Source organism: Mycobacterium sp. NS-7484 (genome assembly GCF_001953975.1).
In the GTDB taxonomy this organism is placed as follows: Bacteria; Actinomycetota; Actinomycetes; order Mycobacteriales; family Mycobacteriaceae; genus Mycobacterium.
The window spans coordinates 22107-39477 of sequence record NZ_MBEJ01000005.1 but is presented as its reverse complement, the minus strand read 5'-3'; the positions used below and the strand labels follow the sequence as shown (position 1 = coordinate 39477).

Sequence of the window (17371 nt, the reverse complement as noted above, 5' to 3'; positions counted from 1 at the left end):
CGGTTCAGCAGCGAGGCGGTTCGCCACCGGCAGAAATCGTGTGCAACGCGTCGACCGCCTGGCTCAGCGTTTCCACCCTGACCAACTCCATGTCCTCCTGCGGCGCCGAGCGCGCCTCGGTGCAGTTGTCGGCGGGCACCAGGAACACCGTGGCGCCGGCCTCCTTGGCGGCCAGCATCTTGTGGGTGATGCCGCCGATGGACCCGACCTTGCCCTCGCCGGTGATGGTTCCGGTGCCGGCGACGAACTTGCCGTCGTTGAGATCACCGGTGGTGAGCTTGTCGACGACGGCCAGGCTGAACATCAGGCCCGCCGACGGCCCGCCGATGTTGGCCAGGTGGAAGTTGATGTCGAACGGCGCCCACGGCGCGTCGAGCACGCCGACACCCAGGAAGCCGTAGTCCCGGTCGGGGTTGTCGCCCATGGTGATGGTGGCGACGCCCGGTGGCGCGTTCTTGCGACGGAAGTCGATCACCAGCTGATCGCCCGGCTTGGTCTTCTTCAGAACGGCCTGGAACTCGTCGAGGTTGGCCACCGGGGTGCCGTTCACACCGTCGATCGCGTCACCTTCGCGCAGCTTGCCCGCTGACGGGCCGGGATCGGTGACGCTCTGCACGGTCACCGCCATCGGGTATTTCAAGAATGACAGCGCGGCGTACTCGGCACTGTCCTCGGACTTCTTGAAATCCGAGTTGTTGGCCTTGTCGATCTCGTCGCGGGACTTGTCCGGCGGGTAAACCAGATCGCGCGGGACCATCTGCTCACGGCCCGACATCCACAACGCCAGCGCCTGCCCCAGGGTCAAGCCGTCCCGCTGGGAGACGGTGGTCATGTTGAGATGCCCGGAGGTGGGATGCACGTGCGCGTCGGGTCCGTTGATGTCGACGACCTCCTTGCCCTCGACCTCGCCGAGGGTGTTGAACGTCGGACCGGGCCCCAACGAGACGAAGGGCACCGTCACCACCGAGAGCACCACCCCGAACGCCAGGATCGGCACCAGGGCGACGAGCAGCGTCAAAATCCGCCTGTTCACGCCGCCCACAGTAAAGCCTGCGTCGTGGTGTTCACCCACAGCGTGACCCGCAGCCACACCCGGGCACTGTGTCATGAGTACCGTTATGGGTATGGCTGACCTGCCCTTCGGCTTCTCCGCCGGGGACGACCCCGACCGAGACAAGCAAAAGAAGGACCCCGATTCGGGGTCCGGTTCCGGCAATCCCGGGCCAGGTCCCGGTGCAGATCCGTTCGGCTTCGGCATGGGCGGTGGCAACTTCAACATGGGTGACCTCGGCCAGATCTTCACCAAGCTCGGTGAGATGTTCAGCGGCGCCGGTGGGGCGATGGCCGGCGGCAAACAATCCGGTCCGGTGAACTACGACCTGGCCCGGCAGTTGGCGTCGAACTCGATCGGGTTCGTCGCACCGGTGCCGGAAAAGACGACCGGCGCCGTCGCCGATGCCGTCCGGTTGGCCGAGACGTGGCTGGACGGGGTGACTCCCCTGCCCGCCGGCACCACCAAATCGGTGGCCTGGACGCCCAGCGACTGGCTGGACCACACCCTGGACACCTGGAAGCGGCTGTGCGATCCGGTGGCCGAGCAGATCTCGTCGGTGTGGGCCTCGGCGCTGCCCGAGGAGGCCAGGAGCATGGCCGGGCCGCTGCTGGCGATGATGTCGCAGATGGGCGGCATGGCCTTCGGGTCTCAGCTCGGTCAGGCCCTGGGCAAGCTGTCCCGCGAGGTGTTGACCTCCACCGATATCGGCTTGCCGTTGGGGCCCAAGGGAGTCGCGGCGCTGATGCCCGACGCGATCGAGTCACTCACCGAGGGGCTGGAACGTCCCCGCAGTGAGATCCTGACGTTCCTGGCCGCCCGTGAGGCCGCCCATCACCGGTTGTTCAGCCACGTGCCATGGTTGCCGAGCCAGCTGCTCGGCGCGGTCGAGGCCTTCGCCAAGGGCATGAAGGTCGACATGTCGGGCATCGAGGACTTCGCCCGCGGGTTCAACCCCGCCTCCCTCGGCGATCCGTCGGAGATGGAGCAGTTGCTCAACCAGGGCATCTTCGAGCCGAAGGCCACCCCCGAGCAGGAAGCCGCCCTCGAGCGGCTGGAAACCCTGCTGGCGCTCATCGAGGGCTGGGTGCAGACCGTCGTCACCGCGGCCCTGGGCGATCGCATCCCCGGCACCTCGGCGCTGGCCGAAACGCTGCGGCGCCGTCGCGCCACCGGCGGACCGGCCGAACAGACCTTCGCCACGCTCGTCGGCCTCGAACTGCGCCCACGCAAGATGCGCGAAGCCGCCCTGCTGTGGGAGCGGCTGACCGACGCAGTGGGCATCGACACCCGTGACAGCGTGTGGCAGCACCCCGACCTTCTGCCCAGCGCCGCCGATCTCGACGAGCCGGCCGCCTTCATCGACCGCATGATCGGCGGCGACACCGGCGACCTCGACAGTGCCTTCGAGCAGGCTTTCGCCGACCTGGAGAAAGAGCAGCGCGAGGGCCACGACAAAGGGGACGACAAAGGCGACGACAAAGGCGACGCCGAAGGCGACGACAACGGGGACCAGCCCGACCACCCCTGACGCCTCGGTGCCTGTGGATAACTGAAACGCCCGGTGCCGCGGCCGTGGCAGAGTCATCGCATGACGCGCTATGTACTCGCTGCCGGCAGGCCGATCCTGCTGCGCCCCGACGACGCGGTTCAACTCGGCTGGGATCCGCGGCGCGCGGTCTTGGTTCGTCCCCCGGCCGGCATCACCCAGGCCCAACTGGCGCACCTGCTGCGCACCCTGCAAACCGGGGCCACCCGCGATGAACTGCTCATGGCCGATGAATCATTCGTCGGTGCCGACGCCGTCGATGAACTGATCGATGCACTGACCACGGCGGGTGTCCTGACCGCCGCACCGGACGGTCCCGCCCGATCGGCATCCGTCCGCGTTCACGGCCGCGGACCGCTGTCGGAACTGTTGGCCAGCGGCCTGCGCTGTTCGGGCGCACGGGTCCGGCGCAGTACCCACCCGCACGCCCGGGGCGTGGCGGCCGCCACCGACCTGGTGGTGTTGGCCGATTACCAGGTCACCGACCCGAGACTTCGGCAGGAGCTGCATCACGGCGGCATCGCCCACCTACCCGTCCGGGTGCGTGACGGTGCCGGGCTGGTCGGACCATTGGTGATCCCGGGGGTGACCAGTTGTCTGCAGTGTGCGGATCTGCACCGTGCCGACCGCGATGCGGCGTGGCCGGCCGTGGCCACCCAGCTCCGGGGTGCGGTCGGCACCGCCAGTCGGGCGACCATCCTGGCCACCGCGGCGCTGGCCATGCGGCAGGTCGAGTTGGTGATCCGGGCGGTCGGACACACCGCCGACCGGCAGCCGGTCCCGCAGGCGCCGCCGACGCTGAACACCACGCTGGAACTCGATGCCGACGGGTACTCGATCGTGGCAAGACGCTGGTCCCGCCACCCGGACTGCCCATGTTGAAAACGAATGTTGCCAGTTGGTTGTGGGCCGTTCAGCCAAGTCGTGGATGATGGTCTGGTGTCTGACATCAAACGGGGCAGCGTCGCACGGAATGCGAAGCTCGCCGGCTTGGCCGGCGGCATGGCGGGCCGGGCCGCATTGGGGTTTGGGAAGCGCCTGACCGGCAAGTCCAAGGACGAAGTCACCGCCGAATTGATGGATAAAGCCGCCCAACAGCTGTTCACCGTATTGGGTGAGCTCAAGGGCGGGGCGATGAAGGTCGGCCAGGCGCTTTCGGTGGTCGAGGCCGTCATCCCCGAGCAGTACGGCAAGCCGTACCGCGAGGCGCTGACCAAGCTGCAGCGTGAGGCGCCGCCTCTGCCCGCGGCCAAGGTGCACCGGGTGCTCGACGGGCAACTCGGCACGAAGTGGCGCGATCGGTTCACGTCGTTCGACGACACCCCGGTGGCGTCGGCCAGCATCGGCCAGGTGCACAAGGCGGTCTGGTCCGACGGCCGTGAGGTGGCCGTCAAGATCCAGTACCCGGGTGCCGACGAAGCGCTGCGCGCCGACCTCAAGACGATCCAACGTCTGGTCGGCGTGTTCAAGCAGCTGGCCCCCGGTGCCGACATCCAGGGCATCGTCGACGAGCTGATCGAACGCACCGAGATGGAACTGGACTACCGGCTGGAGGCCGACAACCAGCGGGCGTTCGCCAAGGCCTACCACAACGATCCGCACTTCGCGGTCCCTGCCATCATCGCCAGTGCACCGAAGGTCGTCATCGCCGAATGGATGGACGGCGTCCCGATGTCGGTGATCATCCGGGAGGGCACCCCCGAGCAGCGCGACCTCATGGGCACCCGTCTTACGGAACTGACGTTCGACGCCCCGGCGCGCATGGAGATGATGCACGGCGACACCCACCCCGGGAACTTCATGTTGCTGCCCGATGGCCGGATGGGCGTCATCGACTTCGGCGCCGTCGCCCCGATGCCCGGTGGTTTCCCGACCGCGCTGGGCGAGACGATCCGGCTGGCCCGCGACAAGAACTACGACGAACTACTGCCCACCATGGAGGCAGCCGGTTTCATCCAGAAGGGCGAACAGGTCTCGACCGAGGAGATCGACGACATGTTGCGCCAGTACGTCGAACCGATCGAGGTCGACGTCTTCCACTACACGCGCCGCTGGATTCAGCGCATGGCAGCCGGGCAGATGGACAACTCGGTGGCCCAGATCAAGACCGCCCGCCAACTCGACCTGCCGCCGAATCTCGCCATCCCGCTGCGGGTGATCGCCTCGACCATCGCGATCTGCTGCCAACTCGACGCGCATGTTCCCGTGAAAGCGATTGCCACACAACTGGTCCCGGGCTTCTCCGAAGAAGCTGCCTAGCTGCCGGCACGCCGACTCTGCGGCCAGGGCGCAAATGCTCGCTTGAGAGCAATGCGCCCTGAGCGCAGAGTCAACGTGTTGGCACACCTCAGGCCGCAGCCGGATTGCCCGCGGCATTCTTACGCGGACGCCCCCGAGGCCGCTTGCGGGCCACGATGGTGCCGCGGTCGAGGATCTCCCCGCCCCACACACCCCACGGCTCCTGCCGTTCCAGCGCGGCGGCCAGGCACTCGCGACGGATCGGGCAATCCGCGCACAGTGCCTTGGCCTGCTCCAGATCGACGGGGCTCTCGGCGAACCACAGATCGGGATTCCCGATGTGGCACGGCACCGCCGGCAGCCGCTGCTCGCATGTCACCGGCGCGACGCTCACCTCCGGAGCGGTCATCGCAATGGACATGTGTTGTGTCCCCCTGATTCCTGGTCGTAGTTGTCGGCGATCTGTCTCTTCGAGGGATCTGCGACCAGGTTTTCCGGGGTGTGCGAACAACTCCCAAAAAATTTGGCCACGGATCCGGTTGACTGCGGGTCCGTGGCCTAGTGGCTGGTGATGGGAGCTCTACCTAGAGGGGGCTCCGATCCACGGACGCGCCAGTCGCGGCGGCGGGGCGGCGCTTACGCTGCGGTGCAATAGCAGCGGCCGGCCACGCGGCGGCAGCGGCGGCGGCATGCCGATGCGCCGCCGGGAAAGCGGCGGCGGGGACGGCGAGCACGGACGAGGGCATGCCTACTGCCGCTACACCGCTGATACCGATGTTGTTATCCATTGCGGGCACCCTCCTTCCGTCTCGTCACCAGAGCTGTGTTACGAGGCTAAAGCTTAACAGCAGAACTGCACAACTAATTTTCTACCTGCGGTTTTGGCGCGATCTTTACGAATCTTGGCGGCCCTTGGCCCGTGCGGCGACCAGCTCGAGAACATCCGGGCCGTACTGCTCGAGCTTGCGCGCACCGATACCGGGAAGCGCCACCAACGCGGCCTCGTCGGTGGGCATCGACTCGGCGATGGCGATCAGGGTGTTGTCGGTGAACACCACAAACGCCGGCACCTTCATCTCCTTGGAGACCTGCAGTCGCCATTCCTTGAGCTCGGCGAGCAACCCCTCATCCAGATCGGAGGGGCAGGTTTCGCAGCGGCGCAACATGATTGCCGGCGGCGTCGACAGCGCGGCGTTGCACACCCGGCACCGCGGCGCCGGACCCCGTTGCCGGCGCGACCGTTCCGGCCCCGGGCCCGCCGTCTTCTGCAGTTGCGGGGCGATGCCGTTGAGGAACCGCGATGGCCGCCGGCCCTGACGTCCACCCGGGGTACGCGCCAACGCCCAACTGAGCCCGAGATGGACGCGGGCCCGGGTGACCCCGACGTAGAGCAGCCGGCGCTCCTCCTCCACCGGCTCACTGTCGGGGCCGTGCGCAAGCGCATGCGAGATCGGCAGCGTTCCATCGGCCAGGCCGACAAGGAACACCGCGTCCCATTCCAGGCCCTTGGCCGCGTGCAGCGAGGCCAGCGTCACCCCCTGCACCACCGGGGGATGCCGCGCGTCGGCACGCTGGCGCAGCTCGGCGACCAGCGCTCGCAGATCCAGTTCGGGGCGCACCGCGACTTCCTCGTCGACCAGCTCGGCCAACGCCGTCAACGCTTCCCAGCGTTCGCGCGCCTTGGTGCCGGCCGGGGGTTCGACACTGAGGCCGAGAGGTTCGAGGAGCTCACGCACCAAGGCGGGCAGGTTGTCCTCGGGAATGTCGCGTTCGGCGAACCGGTGCAACGCCACCAGGGCCTGACGGATCTCCTGGCGACTGAAGAAGCCTTCACCGCCACGCACCTGAAAGGCGACGCCGGCTTCGGTGAGCGCCTCCTCATACACCTCGGATTGGGCGTTGATTCGGTACAGCACCGCGATTTCGGCCGGCTCCGTACCGTTTTCGATCAGCTTCTTGATCGCGCGGGCGACGGCATTGGCCTCGGCCACCTCGTCGGGGTACTCCGAGAACGTCGGCTCGGGACCGGCGTCGCGCTGGCCCACCAGATGCAACTTGCTGCCCGCCATCCGGCCCCGCGCCGCTGCGATGACCCGGTTGGCCAACGACACCACCTGCGGCGTGGAGCGGTAGTCCCGTTCGAGCCGGACCACGGCAGCGTCGGGGAAGCGGCGGGAGAAATCCAGCAGGAACCGCGGAGTGGCCCCGGTGAACGAGTAGATGGTCTGGTTGGCGTCACCGACCACGGTGAGATCGTCGCGCTCCCCCAGCCAGGCATCGAGCACCCGCTGCTGCAGGGGCGTGACGTCCTGGTACTCGTCGACGACGAAGCAGCGGTACCGATCGCGGAACTCCTGGGCGACCGCGGCGTCGTTCTCGATGGCCGCGGCGGTATGCAGCAGCAGGTCGTCAAAATCCAGCAGCGTCGAGCCGTCACGGCGGGCTTTGAGCGCCTCGTACCCGGCGTAGACCGCCGCAACCTTGGCCGCGTCGAACGGGATGTCCCGACCGGCTTTCGCCACGGCCGCGCCGTAAGCCTCCGGCGTGATCAAAGATGACTTGGCCCATTCGATTTCACCGGCGAGATCACGCACGTCGTCGGTGCTGGTCTGCATCCCGGCCCGGTTGGCGGCCTGCGCGACGACGGCGAACTTGCTGTCGAGCAGCTCCCACCCGGTGTCCCCGACCAGGCGAGGCCAGAAATACTGCAGCTGTCGGCGCGCCGCGGCGTGAAACGTCACCGCTTGCACCGCAGCGGTGTTCACTCCGGCTTCCTGGCCCAGGGCCCGCAACCGGCCGCGCATCTCGCCGGCGGCCCGCGCGGTGAACGTCACCGCGAGCACCTGACTGGGCGCGACGTGGCCACCGGCCACCAGGTGTGCGATCCGGCGGGTGATGGTCCGGGTCTTGCCGGTGCCTGCGCCGGCGAGCACGCACACCGGGCCGCGGGCGGCCAGCACTGCCTCCCGCTGCTCATCGTCCAGATCGCCCAGGGCGGTCGAGGGAGCCTCCAACGGCATGCGGTCCATGATGTCAGGGACCGGTGACAGACCCGGGCGCGCGGTCTATCGCTGCCGGCTCAACCACTGGTCGAACGTGGTGGGCGCGATGCGGGCGCCGTGGCCGGGCAGCAGCGCGTTGCCGGACATCGACAGACCGAAGATCGACGACCACGTCGGCACCAACGTCACCTCACGGCCGCGCGCGGCCAGGGTGCGCCGGGCCATGTCGACCAGATCCTGGGTCTGCGGGCCGGCCACGTCGACGTAGCGGCCTTGCGGGTCACCCACGACGATCTCGGCGAGCACGCCGGCCACGTCATCGGGATCGATGGGCTGCACCAGCAGCGGTGCGATTTCGGCACGCCCGTTCTGCTCGGTCCAACTCACCACCATCTCGGCGAAATCGTGGAACTGCGTCGCAGGCACGATCGTCCATGGCACAGACCCGGCTTGCACCAGCCGCTCCTGCTCGCGCTTCCCGGCGTAGTGCGGATTGCCCTCGATGTCGTGGATTCCCACGATCGAGAGCAGGACGTGGTGCTTAACCCCGGCCCGGGCCTCGGCAGCGAGCAGATTGCGGGTGGCGGTGCCCAGGTAGTCCACGGTGCTGTCCCGGTCCGCGGGCGGGGCACTGATCGCGTCGACGACAGCCTGCACCCGGGCCAGCGCCGCGTCGAGCCCGTCACCGCTCGACAGGTCGACACCGTTCGAGCGGCTGATCGCCACCACGTCGTGTCCAGCACCCTGCAGCGCCGCAACCACGCGCGCCCCGATGTTTCCCGTAGCCCCGGCAACTGCGATCCGCATGACGACTCCTGTCCTGACCGATAGATATCTCGGACTATATAGGTCCTTAATATCTGTAATAAACTACGGCCCGTGAAACTTCCCGTGGCCACCGAGTGGGCGCTGCACTGCGCGACGTCGCTGGCGCAGCTCGAGGCCGGGACCACCGCATCGGCCGCCGATCTCGCGGAGTACTTCGACCTGCCCGCGGCCTACCTCGCCAAGCAGCTGCAGGCACTCACCCGTGCGGGCGTGTTGACCGCGACGACCGGCCCGCGCGGTGGGTTTCGGCTCGGGCGGGCAGCAGCCGACATCACGCTGCTGCAGATCGTCGAAGCCGTCGACGGCGCAGCCGCTCCCTATGAATGCCGCGAGATCCGACAGCAGGGCCGCGGCGCCCTACCTGCCGCCTGGTGCCGCCACGAGTGCATCCTGGCCGTGAAAATGGCTGAGGCGCACCAGGCCTGGCGGGCCAGCCTCGACGACGTCACACTTGCCGACATCCTCGCCGGCATCCCGGCTGCAGCGCCGGCCCGCACCCGAAAGTTGCTGGGCAGGTGAGCCTCACGACACCGAGAGGAGCCGGCTCAGTTCCTCGCGCCCCTCGCCGTCGAGCGGGAGCAACGGCAACCGCGGCACGCCGACGCCCTGTCCCACCAGTTCCAGACCGCCCTTGATCGTCGTGGGCAGACCACCGGCGACGATGAACTCCAGGAAGGGCTTGAGTTCGGCGTAGATGGCCTCGGCCTTCGTCCAGTCTCCGGCCTGTGCCGCTGCGTAGAGATCCAGGCACGGCTGCGGCAGCAGGTTCGGCGCCGCTGTACACCAGCCCCTGGCTCCCGCCTTGAATGCCTTGAGAATCATGGGATTACTGCCGTTGTAGAACGGCAGCCGGCCGTCGGTGAGCTCGGACAGTCGCTCCATACGGGTGATGTCACCGGTGGATTCCTTGACCATGGTGACGTTGTCGATGTCGTTGAACATCTGCACCAGCAGCTCCGGTCGCATGTCGATGCCACTGGTCGCCGGGTTGTTGTAGACCATGATCGGAATCCCGATCGCGGCGCCGATGGACGCATAGTGCTGGGCGATCTCCCGCTCGGACAGCTTCCAATACGAGATCGGCAGCACCATGACCGCGTCGGCACCGGCCCGCTCGGCGTACTGCGCCCGGCGAATGGTGTTGGCCGTGGTCAGATCTGAGGCGCCGATGATGACGGGCACCCGACGGTTGACCACGCCGATCGTGGTGTCGATGACGGCATCGAACTCGGCTTCGGTGAGGTACGCCGACTCACCGGTGCTGCCGAGCGGGACGATACCGTGCGCTCCGCCGGCCACCAGGCGTTCGACCAGGGCAGCCAGCTTGCCCGTGTCGATCTGGTGGTCGTCGGTGAACGGGGTCACCGGATAGGCGAGAATTCCGTGGATCTCAGTGTTGGCGGTCATTCTGGTTGTTCCTTTGCGGTTCGAATCCGGATCGGGGCTGAGGCGTGCGGGGATGCTCAGCTGGTGAGCGCGTCGGGGTGATTGCGCAGCGCGCGCCGGGCGTAGTAGGCGAAGTTGGCCTGGCTGCGTTTGGGCCGCAGCGTCCAGTCGTGGGCCTCGCGCGCCAGTCGCGGCGGCAACTCGGCGATCGTGCCCGCCGCCATGGCAGCCAGTTGCAGTTTGGCGCCGCGCTCGATCAGCATCGCCAGCGAGCATGATTCCTCGATGCTCGCTCCGGCGATCACATGGCCATGGTGGGCCAGCAGGATCGCCTTCTTGTCCCCCAATGCGGCGCTGATGATCTCACCCTCTTCGTTGCCGACCGGAACGCCGGGCCAGTCGGCCAGGAAGGCGCAATCGTCGTACAGTGGCGCGATATCCATCTGCGATACCTGCAGCGGGACTTCCAGCATCGACAGCGCCGCGACGTGGAACGGGTGGGTGTGCACGATGCACTGAACGTCGGGCCGGGCGCGGTAGATCCAGGTGTGGAATCGGTTGGCGGGGTTGGCCATTCCCTCACCCTCGAGGACGTTGAGATCTTCGTCGACCAGCAGCAGATTGTCTTCGGAGATCTCGTCGAAGCCCAACCCCAGTCGTTGGGTGTAGTAGGTACCGGGCTTGCCGGCCCGAGCGGTGATCTGACCGGCCAGGCCGGAGTCGTGGCCCGCGTCGAAAAGCGCTCGACACGTCAACGCCAGTTTCTGCCGCGTAGTCAGGGTGGACTCCTCGATATGGGTCGACAATCCATCGAGCGCCCGCTGCATCAGAACCTGTTTCGAATCACCAAGCGTAGTCGTCATCTCGGCCTGCCTTTCTCTGTGGAGGGACCAGCGACACAAAAATGACCGTAGGACACTTTGTGTCCTCATGTCAACGGTGCTTGGCGCCAGCTACGCTTGCCAGCAGGTGACACCATGTGTCCACTGCGCATTCACAACCCGAGGAGTGTTCGATCATGGTTCTGGCAGCGGCAGTCCAACTCGATGCGGCACTCGCCGATGTTCCGGCGAACCTGGCCGCCTGCGAGCGACTCGGCGATGAGGCCGGGCATGCGGGGGCACGCATCATCGCGTTACCGGAGTTCTTCTCCACGGGGATCGGCTTCGCAGCCTCGCTGGCCGACGCGGCGTTACCGCCCGACGGCCCCGCGACACAGCTTCTCACCACGCTCGCGCGACGGCACTCAGCCCTGGTCGGCGGCTCTTTCCTGTGCCGTGACCCCGACGGACACGTCCGCAACGCGTATTTTCTCGCCGATCCGACCGGCGCAATCGGGCGACACGACAAGGATCTCCCCACGATGTGGGAGAACGCGTTCTACGTGGGCGGCAATGACGACGGCGTCATCGACACCGGCGAGTATCAGGTAGGCGCCGCGGTGTGCTGGGAGCTGATGCGCACAGACACAGTCCGGCGCCTGCGGGGTCGCGTGAACCTGCTCATGACCGGCTCTGGCTGGTGGTCGATCCCGCGGTGGCAACCACATGCCGTGTTCGACCGGCTGGAGCGCAACAACCGACTCACCGCCCGCACAGCGGCGGCCTCGTTCTCCCGCTACGTTGGCGCACCCTGTGTGCACGCGGCCCACGCAGGCCACCTCGAATGCTCAATGCCCTGGCTACCGGCGACATACCGCGGCCACTTCGAGGGCTCGACCATGATCACCACAGCATCAGGTCAGATCGTCGCCGAACGACGGGCCGAGGAAGGCGAGGGCGTGGTTCTCGGCGAGGTCACAGTCGGCCGCCAAGATCCCAGTCTGTCCACGCCCAACAGCTATTGGCTACACAAGCGTGGTCTCCTACCGAGCACAGTCTGGCACTACCAGCGCTGGCACGGCCGCCCCTGGTACCGACGCAACGTGGCAGGCATTAAATCGGGAGCACCGGCCTAGGCACGACTCCGCCGGTGAAAACCCGGTCGAACGCGCGGTTTTCACCCCTACAGCCGCGGGTCCGGCAATAAGTTTCCTTCATGACACATTGCGTCCTATGATTGGAGGCGTACTGCTCATCCCCACCGTGCACGTGAATCTCAAGTGCTCACGCGAGTCCTGAACGTAAGTCAGCGATTACGGCTGTACTCGGTGTGGGTGATCACCAGAACCTCGCTGGGTGCGCTGCCTCGCTGTCGGAGTTGGTGCGGCAGGGAGGCATCGAAATACGCGCAGTCACCGGACTCCAGAACCACCAACTCGTCCTGGTACCGCAACTCCACGGTGCCGGCGTGAACGAACACCAACTCCTGCCCGGCGTGTTCGGGATGAAGGTGGTCGGCGAACTTGAGCGTCGGCCGCACGATGAACGGCGACATCGACTTTCCGAGCATCCCCGCGGCGACCGCTTGATACCGGTTGGCCCCTCGCTCGCCCGCACGGTCGACGGCCAACGTCGTGACCGCCGGGTCCTCGGAGAACAGTTGTGCGACATCGACCTCGAGCGCGCGGGCCAGCTTCATCGCGACCGCGATCGACGGGGTGGAACGCTGCCGTTCGACCTTGGACAGATAGCTCTTGGTCAGCCCGGTCGCTTCGGCGAGCTCCTCAAGGGTCATGCCTCGCTGTTGACGCACAGCACGCACCAGAGCGCTCACAACACCTCCTGCCCGTAACCGCCGAAGCACACTTCGGTACATCGTCCCATAGGACAGCGGGTGTCATATCGTCGACATTCCGAATTGCCGGATCAGTCGCCCGCGCCGGCGACCAACGCCCACAATCCGTTCGCGCTCGCTCCGGTGGCGTACTCGGTGAGGACCTCGTCCCAGTGCGCCACCGAACCGTACTCCGAACGCCACGCCAGGGCAGGCATGGTGAACTCGTGCAGCCGGTGCTCGCGCGTCGTACCGATCGCGCCGTGCACCTGATGAGCGTTGCGCACCACCACCGAGGCGGCGTGACCGACACACGAACGGGCAACCGCGACAAGGAAATCCAATTCGGCTGCGGACCAATCGGATCGAATCGCCGCATCCAGGGCACCATCGGTGGCGGCCCGGGCCAATGCCGACTCGGCGGCGATGTCGGCCACCAGGTGCTGTACGGCCTGGAACTTCGCCAACGGCCGGCCGAACTGCAGACGCTCACCGGCGTGAGACACCGACAATTCCAGAATCCGGTCCAACGCGGCGCATACCTGAACCGCCCGTACCAGTGCGGCGCGCCGGCTGAACTCCTCGAACGTCTTGTCTGGCACCGCAGTTCCGGTCAAACTCGCGATATCCGCGGTGATCGCGTCACGGGGCTCCCCCGCACTATTGCGCCCTCGACTGACCGACAGCGACGAGGTGTCCACATCGGCCACCCGCCAGCCGCTGGCGTCACGCCAGAACAGCACCACCCGATCGGCGTCCGCCGCCCACGGCACGCCACGAGCGGCACCGTCGTCATCGAGCACACACGCGGTACGCCGGGAATCGTCGATCGCCAATCCGGCCGTCTCCAGCAGCCAGCACGCCAACAGATCATGTTCGGCCAGCGGCACTTTCACGCCGTGGAAGGCCGCTGCCCGCAGCAGCTCGACGGCCTCGGCCCAGCCGGCGCCACTGCCACCGGAGTCCTCGGACCCGGTCAGCCGAACCAGTCCCAGTTCACGCAGGCGCGCCCACAACTCGTCGACGGCCTCGCCAGGCTGATGTTGCTCCCGGTGCGCAGCGAAGACGGCCGACATCATCTCGACCAGATCAGCGTCGACACTCATCTCAACCCCAGTCCCCGCGCAATCACCCCACGCAACACCTCATTGGTGCCGCCACGCAGGGTGAACCCCGGACGCTGGGCGACGGCGTCGGCCAACATCGCCCGGTAGGCGTCGTCATCGGTCTCACCGAGCACGTCGGCGAAATCAGCGATGTCGCCTTCGGTGGCCGTGCCGAGCACCTTGACCACTGCGGCCGCGGTGTCAGCCGGCTCGTGTCGCTCCAGCGCCCCGGCGACCGCCATGGACATCTGGCGCAAACCGCTGATCCGGCCCAGATAGCGGCCCAGATCGGTGTGACGAGGCAGGGTTCCGTCCCGCATGAGCGAGGCCATGTCGGCCAGCAGCGGGAAGGTCGACAGGAAACGCTCGGGCCCGCTGCGCTCGAAGCTGAGTTCCGAGGTGACCTGCTCCCAACCGTTGCCAATCGTGCCGAAGACCATGGCCTCGGGCACGAACACCTCGTCGAGGATCACCTCGTTGAAGTGGTGCTTGCCGTTCATCGAGATGATGGGCCGGATATCGACGCCCGGTGCCGACAGGTCGACGATGAACTGGCTCAGACCGTCGTGACGGTTCGCCGGATCCACCGGCGCGGTGCGGGCCAGGCAGATGAAGGCGTGGGCCAGGTGCGCCCCCGACGTCCACACCTTGGTGCCCGTGATCCGCCAGCCACCCTCAGCCGGTGTGGCCTTGGTGCGCACACTGGCCAGATCCGATCCGGAATCGGGCTCGCTCATCCCGATGCCGAAGTAGCACTCGCCTTTTGCGATGGCGGGCAGGAACTTTCGTCGCTGCTCCTCGGCCCCGTACTTGAGCAACGAAGGCACGATCTGGCGGTCGGCGATCCAATGCGCTCCGACCGGGGCCCCGGCCGCCAGCAATTCCTCGGTGATCACGAAGCGCTCCTGATGACTGCGCCCGTGCCCGCCGTACTCCACCGGCACCGTCATCCCCAGCCAACCGCGGGCAGCCAGGGCCCGACTGAAATCCTCGTCCCACCCGGTCAACCAGCTGTCGGCATACCGGCCGATCCTGCCGGCCTGCTGCTGTTCGGCGACGAACCGGCGAACCTGCAACCTGAGTTCGTCGAAGGCGTGCGGATCACCCGATACCGGCGGCACAAGCCGAGCCATGCACGCTCCATCCCATCGACATCTGTGAAGCACTCAGGTAGATGCAGACTATCGGGCATGCCGGAGTGATCGGTTACGTTGTCCTGACTATGACTGCTACACCGTCTGCACTGACCATGTACACCACCACCTGGTGCGGCTACTGCTCCCGGCTCAAGACCGCGCTGAAGGCCGAGGGCATCGCGTGGACCGAGGTGGACATTGAGCAGGATCCGGCCGCGGCCGAGTTCGTCGGATCGGTCAACGGGGGCAACCACGTGGTGCCCACCGTGAAGTTCCCCGACGGCTCGACGCTGACCAACCCGACCATCAAGCAGGTCAAAGCCAAACTCGGCTGAGTCCGGCTGGGCTGATGCCCCGCGAGCTACAACGCAGCCCAGGATTCGATGATCTCGCGGGCGATCGAGATCGACCCGGGCAGCAGCAGCCGCGACGGCGTACCTCCGGCCGAGTTCCAGTCACCCTGATCCAGGGCCTCCCGGATCTCGGCCCGAGTGAACCACTGCGCCTCGGCGATCTCACCGTCGTTGAACGAGAACGGCTGCTCCGGATCTCCGATGGCGTGGAACCCGACCATCAATGACCGCGGAAACGGCCAGGGCTGGCTACCGAGGTACTGCACATCGGTGACCGCCAGGCCGATCTCTTCGGCGATCTCGCGCACCACACACGCCTCGAACGATTCCCCGGCTTCGACGAAGCCGGCCAGAATCGAAAACAACCGCTCGGGCCAGACGGTCTGGCGCGCCAGCACCGCACGGTCGTGACCGTCGTGGACCAGGCAGATCACCGCCGGATCGATACGCGGGAACTCCTCGTGACCGCTGACCGGATCAACCCGTGACCAACCGCCCTTCGCCGACCTGGTCGCTGCTCCGTCCACCGCGCTGAACCGGGCACGGTCATGCCAGTTCAGCAACGCGGTGGCGGTGGCCACCAGCTGGGCGCTGAGATCGTCGAAGACCTCCCCGGCGCGCCGCAGGTCGAGCACCTCCGCAGGCGCCTCCGGATCTTCGGGCGCCTCCAGTGCAGCGCGCACTCCCCACACATGTCGGCCGTCACCCATCCGCCCCAGAAACACCGCATGCTCCGGCGGCTTGTCGGTACCCAGGCTCGACGCCTTGCCGAGCACCACCTGACCACCGGAGATCAGCACCTGGTTACGTCGATCGACCCGCAGCAGCAACGCGTCCGGCCAACCCGCGGTCGCGGCCTCGATATCGGTACGCAAGGCGTCGGCACGGTCGGCACCGACCCGGGACAACAACGGGATATTGCGGAGGCCGAAACTCCTGGCGCTCATCGCTCGGCGTCCGCGCTGCGGATGTAGAGCAGCCGGTCGCCCGCTTCCAGTGCATCGACTTCCGGCGCGTCCACCCGCAACAAACGGCCCTCGCGCACCACGCCGAGCACGATGTCATGCAGATGCCGCGGCGAGCCGCCCTCCTCCTTGGGACTGACCTCTCGCTCAGCGATGGCGAAGCCGGCATCGGGTGTCAGTAGGTCTTCCATCATCTCCACCACGCTGGGCGTCTGCGTGGCGATACCGAGCAGCCGGCCCGCGGTCTCCGATGACACCACGGTGGAATCCGCTCCGGACTGCTTGAGCAGATGCAAATTGTCCGACTCCCGCACCGCCGCGATGATCTTGGCCTTGGGTGCCAATTCGCGCGCGGTCAGCGTGACGAGCACCGCGCTGGCGTCATTGTCGGCCGCGACGATGATCGACTTGGCGTGCTGGGCGCCGGCCAGTCGCAGTACCGAGGAGTTGGTGGCATCGCCGTGCACGGTCACCAACCCCGCGCCCTTGGCGCGTTCCAGCGCGCCCGCGTTCTCGTCGACGACGACGATGTCGGCCGGCGAGACCTCATCGCCGACCATCGCGGCGACCGCGGTGCGGCCCTTGGTGCCGTATCCGACGACGACGGTGTGGTTACGCACTTTGTTCCTCCATCGCTGAATCTTCAGCGCCTGCCGCGACTGGGTGGTCAACGTTTCCACGGTGGTACCGATCAGCACGATCAGGAATGCCACCCGCAGCGGCGTGATGATGATGACGTTGACCAGACGCGCCGAGTCCGAATACGGCGTGATGTCGCCGTAGCCGGTTGTGGACAGCGACACCGTGGCGTAGTACAGGCAATCCAGGAATGACAGTGGATTGTTGGCGTCCGGTGCGCTGTCGTTGTCCCGATAGCCGTAGCGGTCCATGTAGACGATGAGCACCGCGGCGAACAGCGCCCCCAACGCGTACAGCACGCGCATGAAGATCCTGCGGGCCGGGCTGACGAACGGCTCGGGAATCCGCAAGACATCGACGAGCGCTGCATCCGGGCGCGAGGTGAGGTTCGAGTCGATCGCGGCGAGGCGACGCCGCAGCCTGCCTTTACCCACGCGACCCCATCATCGAGCAAAGTGCCCCG

At 66.9% G+C, this 17371-nt stretch carries 17 protein-coding genes; 6 read left to right on the top strand and 11 right to left on the bottom strand.

Annotated elements, in window-relative coordinates; translation table 11 throughout:
- Window positions 1-4: 4 nt before the first annotated feature.
- Complete coding sequence (locus A5733_RS00595) at window positions 5-1033, bottom strand: PDZ domain-containing protein (RefSeq protein WP_076238708.1); 1029 nt, start codon at window positions 1031-1033, stop codon at window positions 5-7.
- Window positions 1034-1124: 91 nt separating this feature from the next.
- On the opposite strand from A5733_RS00595, the gene A5733_RS00590 reads away from it, so the two are divergent.
- Genes A5733_RS00590 through A5733_RS00580 form a run of 3 tightly spaced genes read left to right on the top strand, consistent with a single transcriptional unit; the run spans window position 1125 to window position 4859 of the window.
- Window positions 1125-2582 carry a zinc-dependent metalloprotease gene (locus A5733_RS00590; RefSeq protein WP_076238707.1) on the top strand — a complete coding sequence of 486 codons (1458 nt, stop codon included), beginning with the start codon at window positions 1125-1127 and terminating at the stop codon, window positions 2580-2582.
- A gap of 60 nt (window positions 2583-2642) precedes the next feature.
- On the top strand, window positions 2643-3482 hold the full coding sequence (locus tag A5733_RS00585; RefSeq protein WP_076238668.1) for a cyclodehydratase: 840 nt from the start codon (window positions 2643-2645) through the stop codon (window positions 3480-3482).
- A gap of 42 nt (window positions 3483-3524) precedes the next feature.
- A complete protein-coding gene (locus A5733_RS00580) occupies window positions 3525-4859 on the top strand; it encodes an AarF/ABC1/UbiB kinase family protein (protein WP_067776913.1) in 1335 nt (444 codons plus the stop codon).
- Window positions 4860-4947: 88 nt separating this feature from the next.
- Here the strand turns inward: A5733_RS00580 and A5733_RS00575 are convergent, their stop codons facing one another.
- The 3 genes from A5733_RS00575 to A5733_RS00560 form a co-directional block, all read right to left on the bottom strand.
- Window positions 4948-5259, bottom strand: coding sequence for a WhiB family transcriptional regulator (locus A5733_RS00575; RefSeq protein ID WP_067776917.1), 312 nt, complete (start codon window positions 5257-5259; stop codon window positions 4948-4950).
- 472 nt (window positions 5260-5731) lie between these two features.
- Window positions 5732-7858, bottom strand: coding sequence for an ATP-dependent DNA helicase UvrD2 (locus tag A5733_RS00565; RefSeq protein ID WP_198938705.1), 2127 nt, complete (start codon window positions 7856-7858; stop codon window positions 5732-5734).
- 45 nt (window positions 7859-7903) lie between these two features.
- Window positions 7904-8647 carry an SDR family oxidoreductase gene (locus A5733_RS00560; RefSeq protein ID WP_076238665.1) on the bottom strand — a complete coding sequence of 248 codons (744 nt, stop codon included), beginning with the start codon at window positions 8645-8647 and terminating at the stop codon, window positions 7904-7906.
- Between the two features lie 72 nt (window positions 8648-8719).
- Here A5733_RS00560 and A5733_RS00555 point away from each other — a divergent pair, with 72 nt between their 5' ends.
- Entirely contained in the window at window positions 8720-9187 is a 468-nt protein-coding gene (locus tag A5733_RS00555) for an Rrf2 family transcriptional regulator (RefSeq protein WP_076238664.1), read from the top strand.
- Window positions 9188-9190: 3 nt separating this feature from the next.
- On the opposite strand, the gene A5733_RS00550 is transcribed toward A5733_RS00555, so the two are convergent.
- Window positions 9191-10075: a dihydrodipicolinate synthase family protein gene (locus tag A5733_RS00550; RefSeq protein WP_076238663.1), complete on the bottom strand. Its 885-nt coding sequence runs from the start codon at window positions 10073-10075 to the stop codon at window positions 9191-9193.
- A 56-nt stretch (window positions 10076-10131) separates the two neighbouring features.
- Window positions 10132-10917 (bottom strand): aldolase, encoded by a 786-nt coding sequence (locus tag A5733_RS00545; protein WP_076238662.1) that lies wholly within the window; start codon window positions 10915-10917, stop codon window positions 10132-10134.
- Window positions 10918-11072: 155 nt separating this feature from the next.
- Between A5733_RS00545 and A5733_RS00540 the strand changes: the two genes are divergently transcribed.
- Window positions 11073-12011 (top strand): carbon-nitrogen hydrolase family protein, encoded by a 939-nt coding sequence (locus tag A5733_RS00540; protein ID WP_076238661.1) that lies wholly within the window; start codon window positions 11073-11075, stop codon window positions 12009-12011.
- 170 nt (window positions 12012-12181) lie between these two features.
- Here the strand turns inward: A5733_RS00540 and A5733_RS00535 are convergent, their stop codons facing one another.
- The 3 genes from A5733_RS00535 to A5733_RS00525 form a co-directional block, all read right to left on the bottom strand.
- On the bottom strand, window positions 12182-12709 hold the full coding sequence (locus tag A5733_RS00535; protein WP_076238660.1) for a helix-turn-helix domain-containing protein: 528 nt from the start codon (window positions 12707-12709) through the stop codon (window positions 12182-12184).
- Window positions 12710-12801: 92 nt separating this feature from the next.
- Entirely contained in the window at window positions 12802-13815 is a 1014-nt protein-coding gene (locus A5733_RS00530; protein ID WP_076238659.1) for an acyl-CoA dehydrogenase family protein, read from the bottom strand.
- On the bottom strand, window positions 13812-14948 hold the full coding sequence (locus A5733_RS00525; protein WP_076238658.1) for an acyl-CoA dehydrogenase family protein: 1137 nt from the start codon (window positions 14946-14948) through the stop codon (window positions 13812-13814). Before A5733_RS00525 ends, A5733_RS00530 begins: the two co-directional genes overlap by 4 nt.
- 89 nt (window positions 14949-15037) lie before the next feature.
- On the opposite strand from A5733_RS00525, the gene mrx1 reads away from it, so the two are divergent.
- Complete coding sequence (gene mrx1, locus A5733_RS00520) at window positions 15038-15286, top strand: mycoredoxin Mrx1 (protein ID WP_067777000.1); 249 nt, start codon at window positions 15038-15040, stop codon at window positions 15284-15286.
- 26 nt (window positions 15287-15312) lie between these two features.
- On the opposite strand, the gene nudC is transcribed toward mrx1, so the two are convergent.
- A complete protein-coding gene (gene nudC, locus A5733_RS00515) occupies window positions 15313-16251 on the bottom strand; it encodes an NAD(+) diphosphatase (protein WP_067776946.1) in 939 nt (312 codons plus the stop codon).
- Entirely contained in the window at window positions 16248-17342 is a 1095-nt protein-coding gene (locus A5733_RS00510) for a TrkA family potassium uptake protein (RefSeq protein WP_067776949.1), read from the bottom strand. Before A5733_RS00510 ends, nudC begins: the two co-directional genes overlap by 4 nt.
- Between the last annotated feature and the right edge of the window lie 29 nt (window positions 17343-17371).

Coding starts and splice junctions, on each gene's coding strand:
- A5733_RS00590 (WP_076238707.1), top strand. CDS start 1,125: ATGGCTGACCTGCCCTTCGGCTTCTCCGCCGGGGACGACCCCGACCGA.
- A5733_RS00585 (WP_076238668.1), top strand. CDS start 2,643: ATGACGCGCTATGTACTCGCTGCCGGCAGGCCGATCCTGCTGCGCCCC.
- A5733_RS00575 (WP_067776917.1), bottom strand. CDS start 5,259: ATGTCCATTGCGATGACCGCTCCGGAGGTGAGCGTCGCGCCGGTGACA.
- A5733_RS00565 (WP_198938705.1), bottom strand. CDS start 7,858: ATGCCGTTGGAGGCTCCCTCGACCGCCCTGGGCGATCTGGACGATGAG.
- A5733_RS00560 (WP_076238665.1), bottom strand. CDS start 8,647: ATGCGGATCGCAGTTGCCGGGGCTACGGGAAACATCGGGGCGCGCGTG.
- A5733_RS00550 (WP_076238663.1), bottom strand. CDS start 10,075: ATGACCGCCAACACTGAGATCCACGGAATTCTCGCCTATCCGGTGACC.
- A5733_RS00545 (WP_076238662.1), bottom strand. CDS start 10,917: ATGACGACTACGCTTGGTGATTCGAAACAGGTTCTGATGCAGCGGGCG.
- A5733_RS00540 (WP_076238661.1), top strand. CDS start 11,073: ATGGTTCTGGCAGCGGCAGTCCAACTCGATGCGGCACTCGCCGATGTT.
- A5733_RS00530 (WP_076238659.1), bottom strand. CDS start 13,815: ATGAGTGTCGACGCTGATCTGGTCGAGATGATGTCGGCCGTCTTCGCT.
- A5733_RS00525 (WP_076238658.1), bottom strand. CDS start 14,948: ATGGCTCGGCTTGTGCCGCCGGTATCGGGTGATCCGCACGCCTTCGAC.
- mrx1 (WP_067777000.1), top strand. CDS start 15,038: ATGACTGCTACACCGTCTGCACTGACCATGTACACCACCACCTGGTGC.
- nudC (WP_067776946.1), bottom strand. CDS start 16,251: ATGAGCGCCAGGAGTTTCGGCCTCCGCAATATCCCGTTGTTGTCCCGG.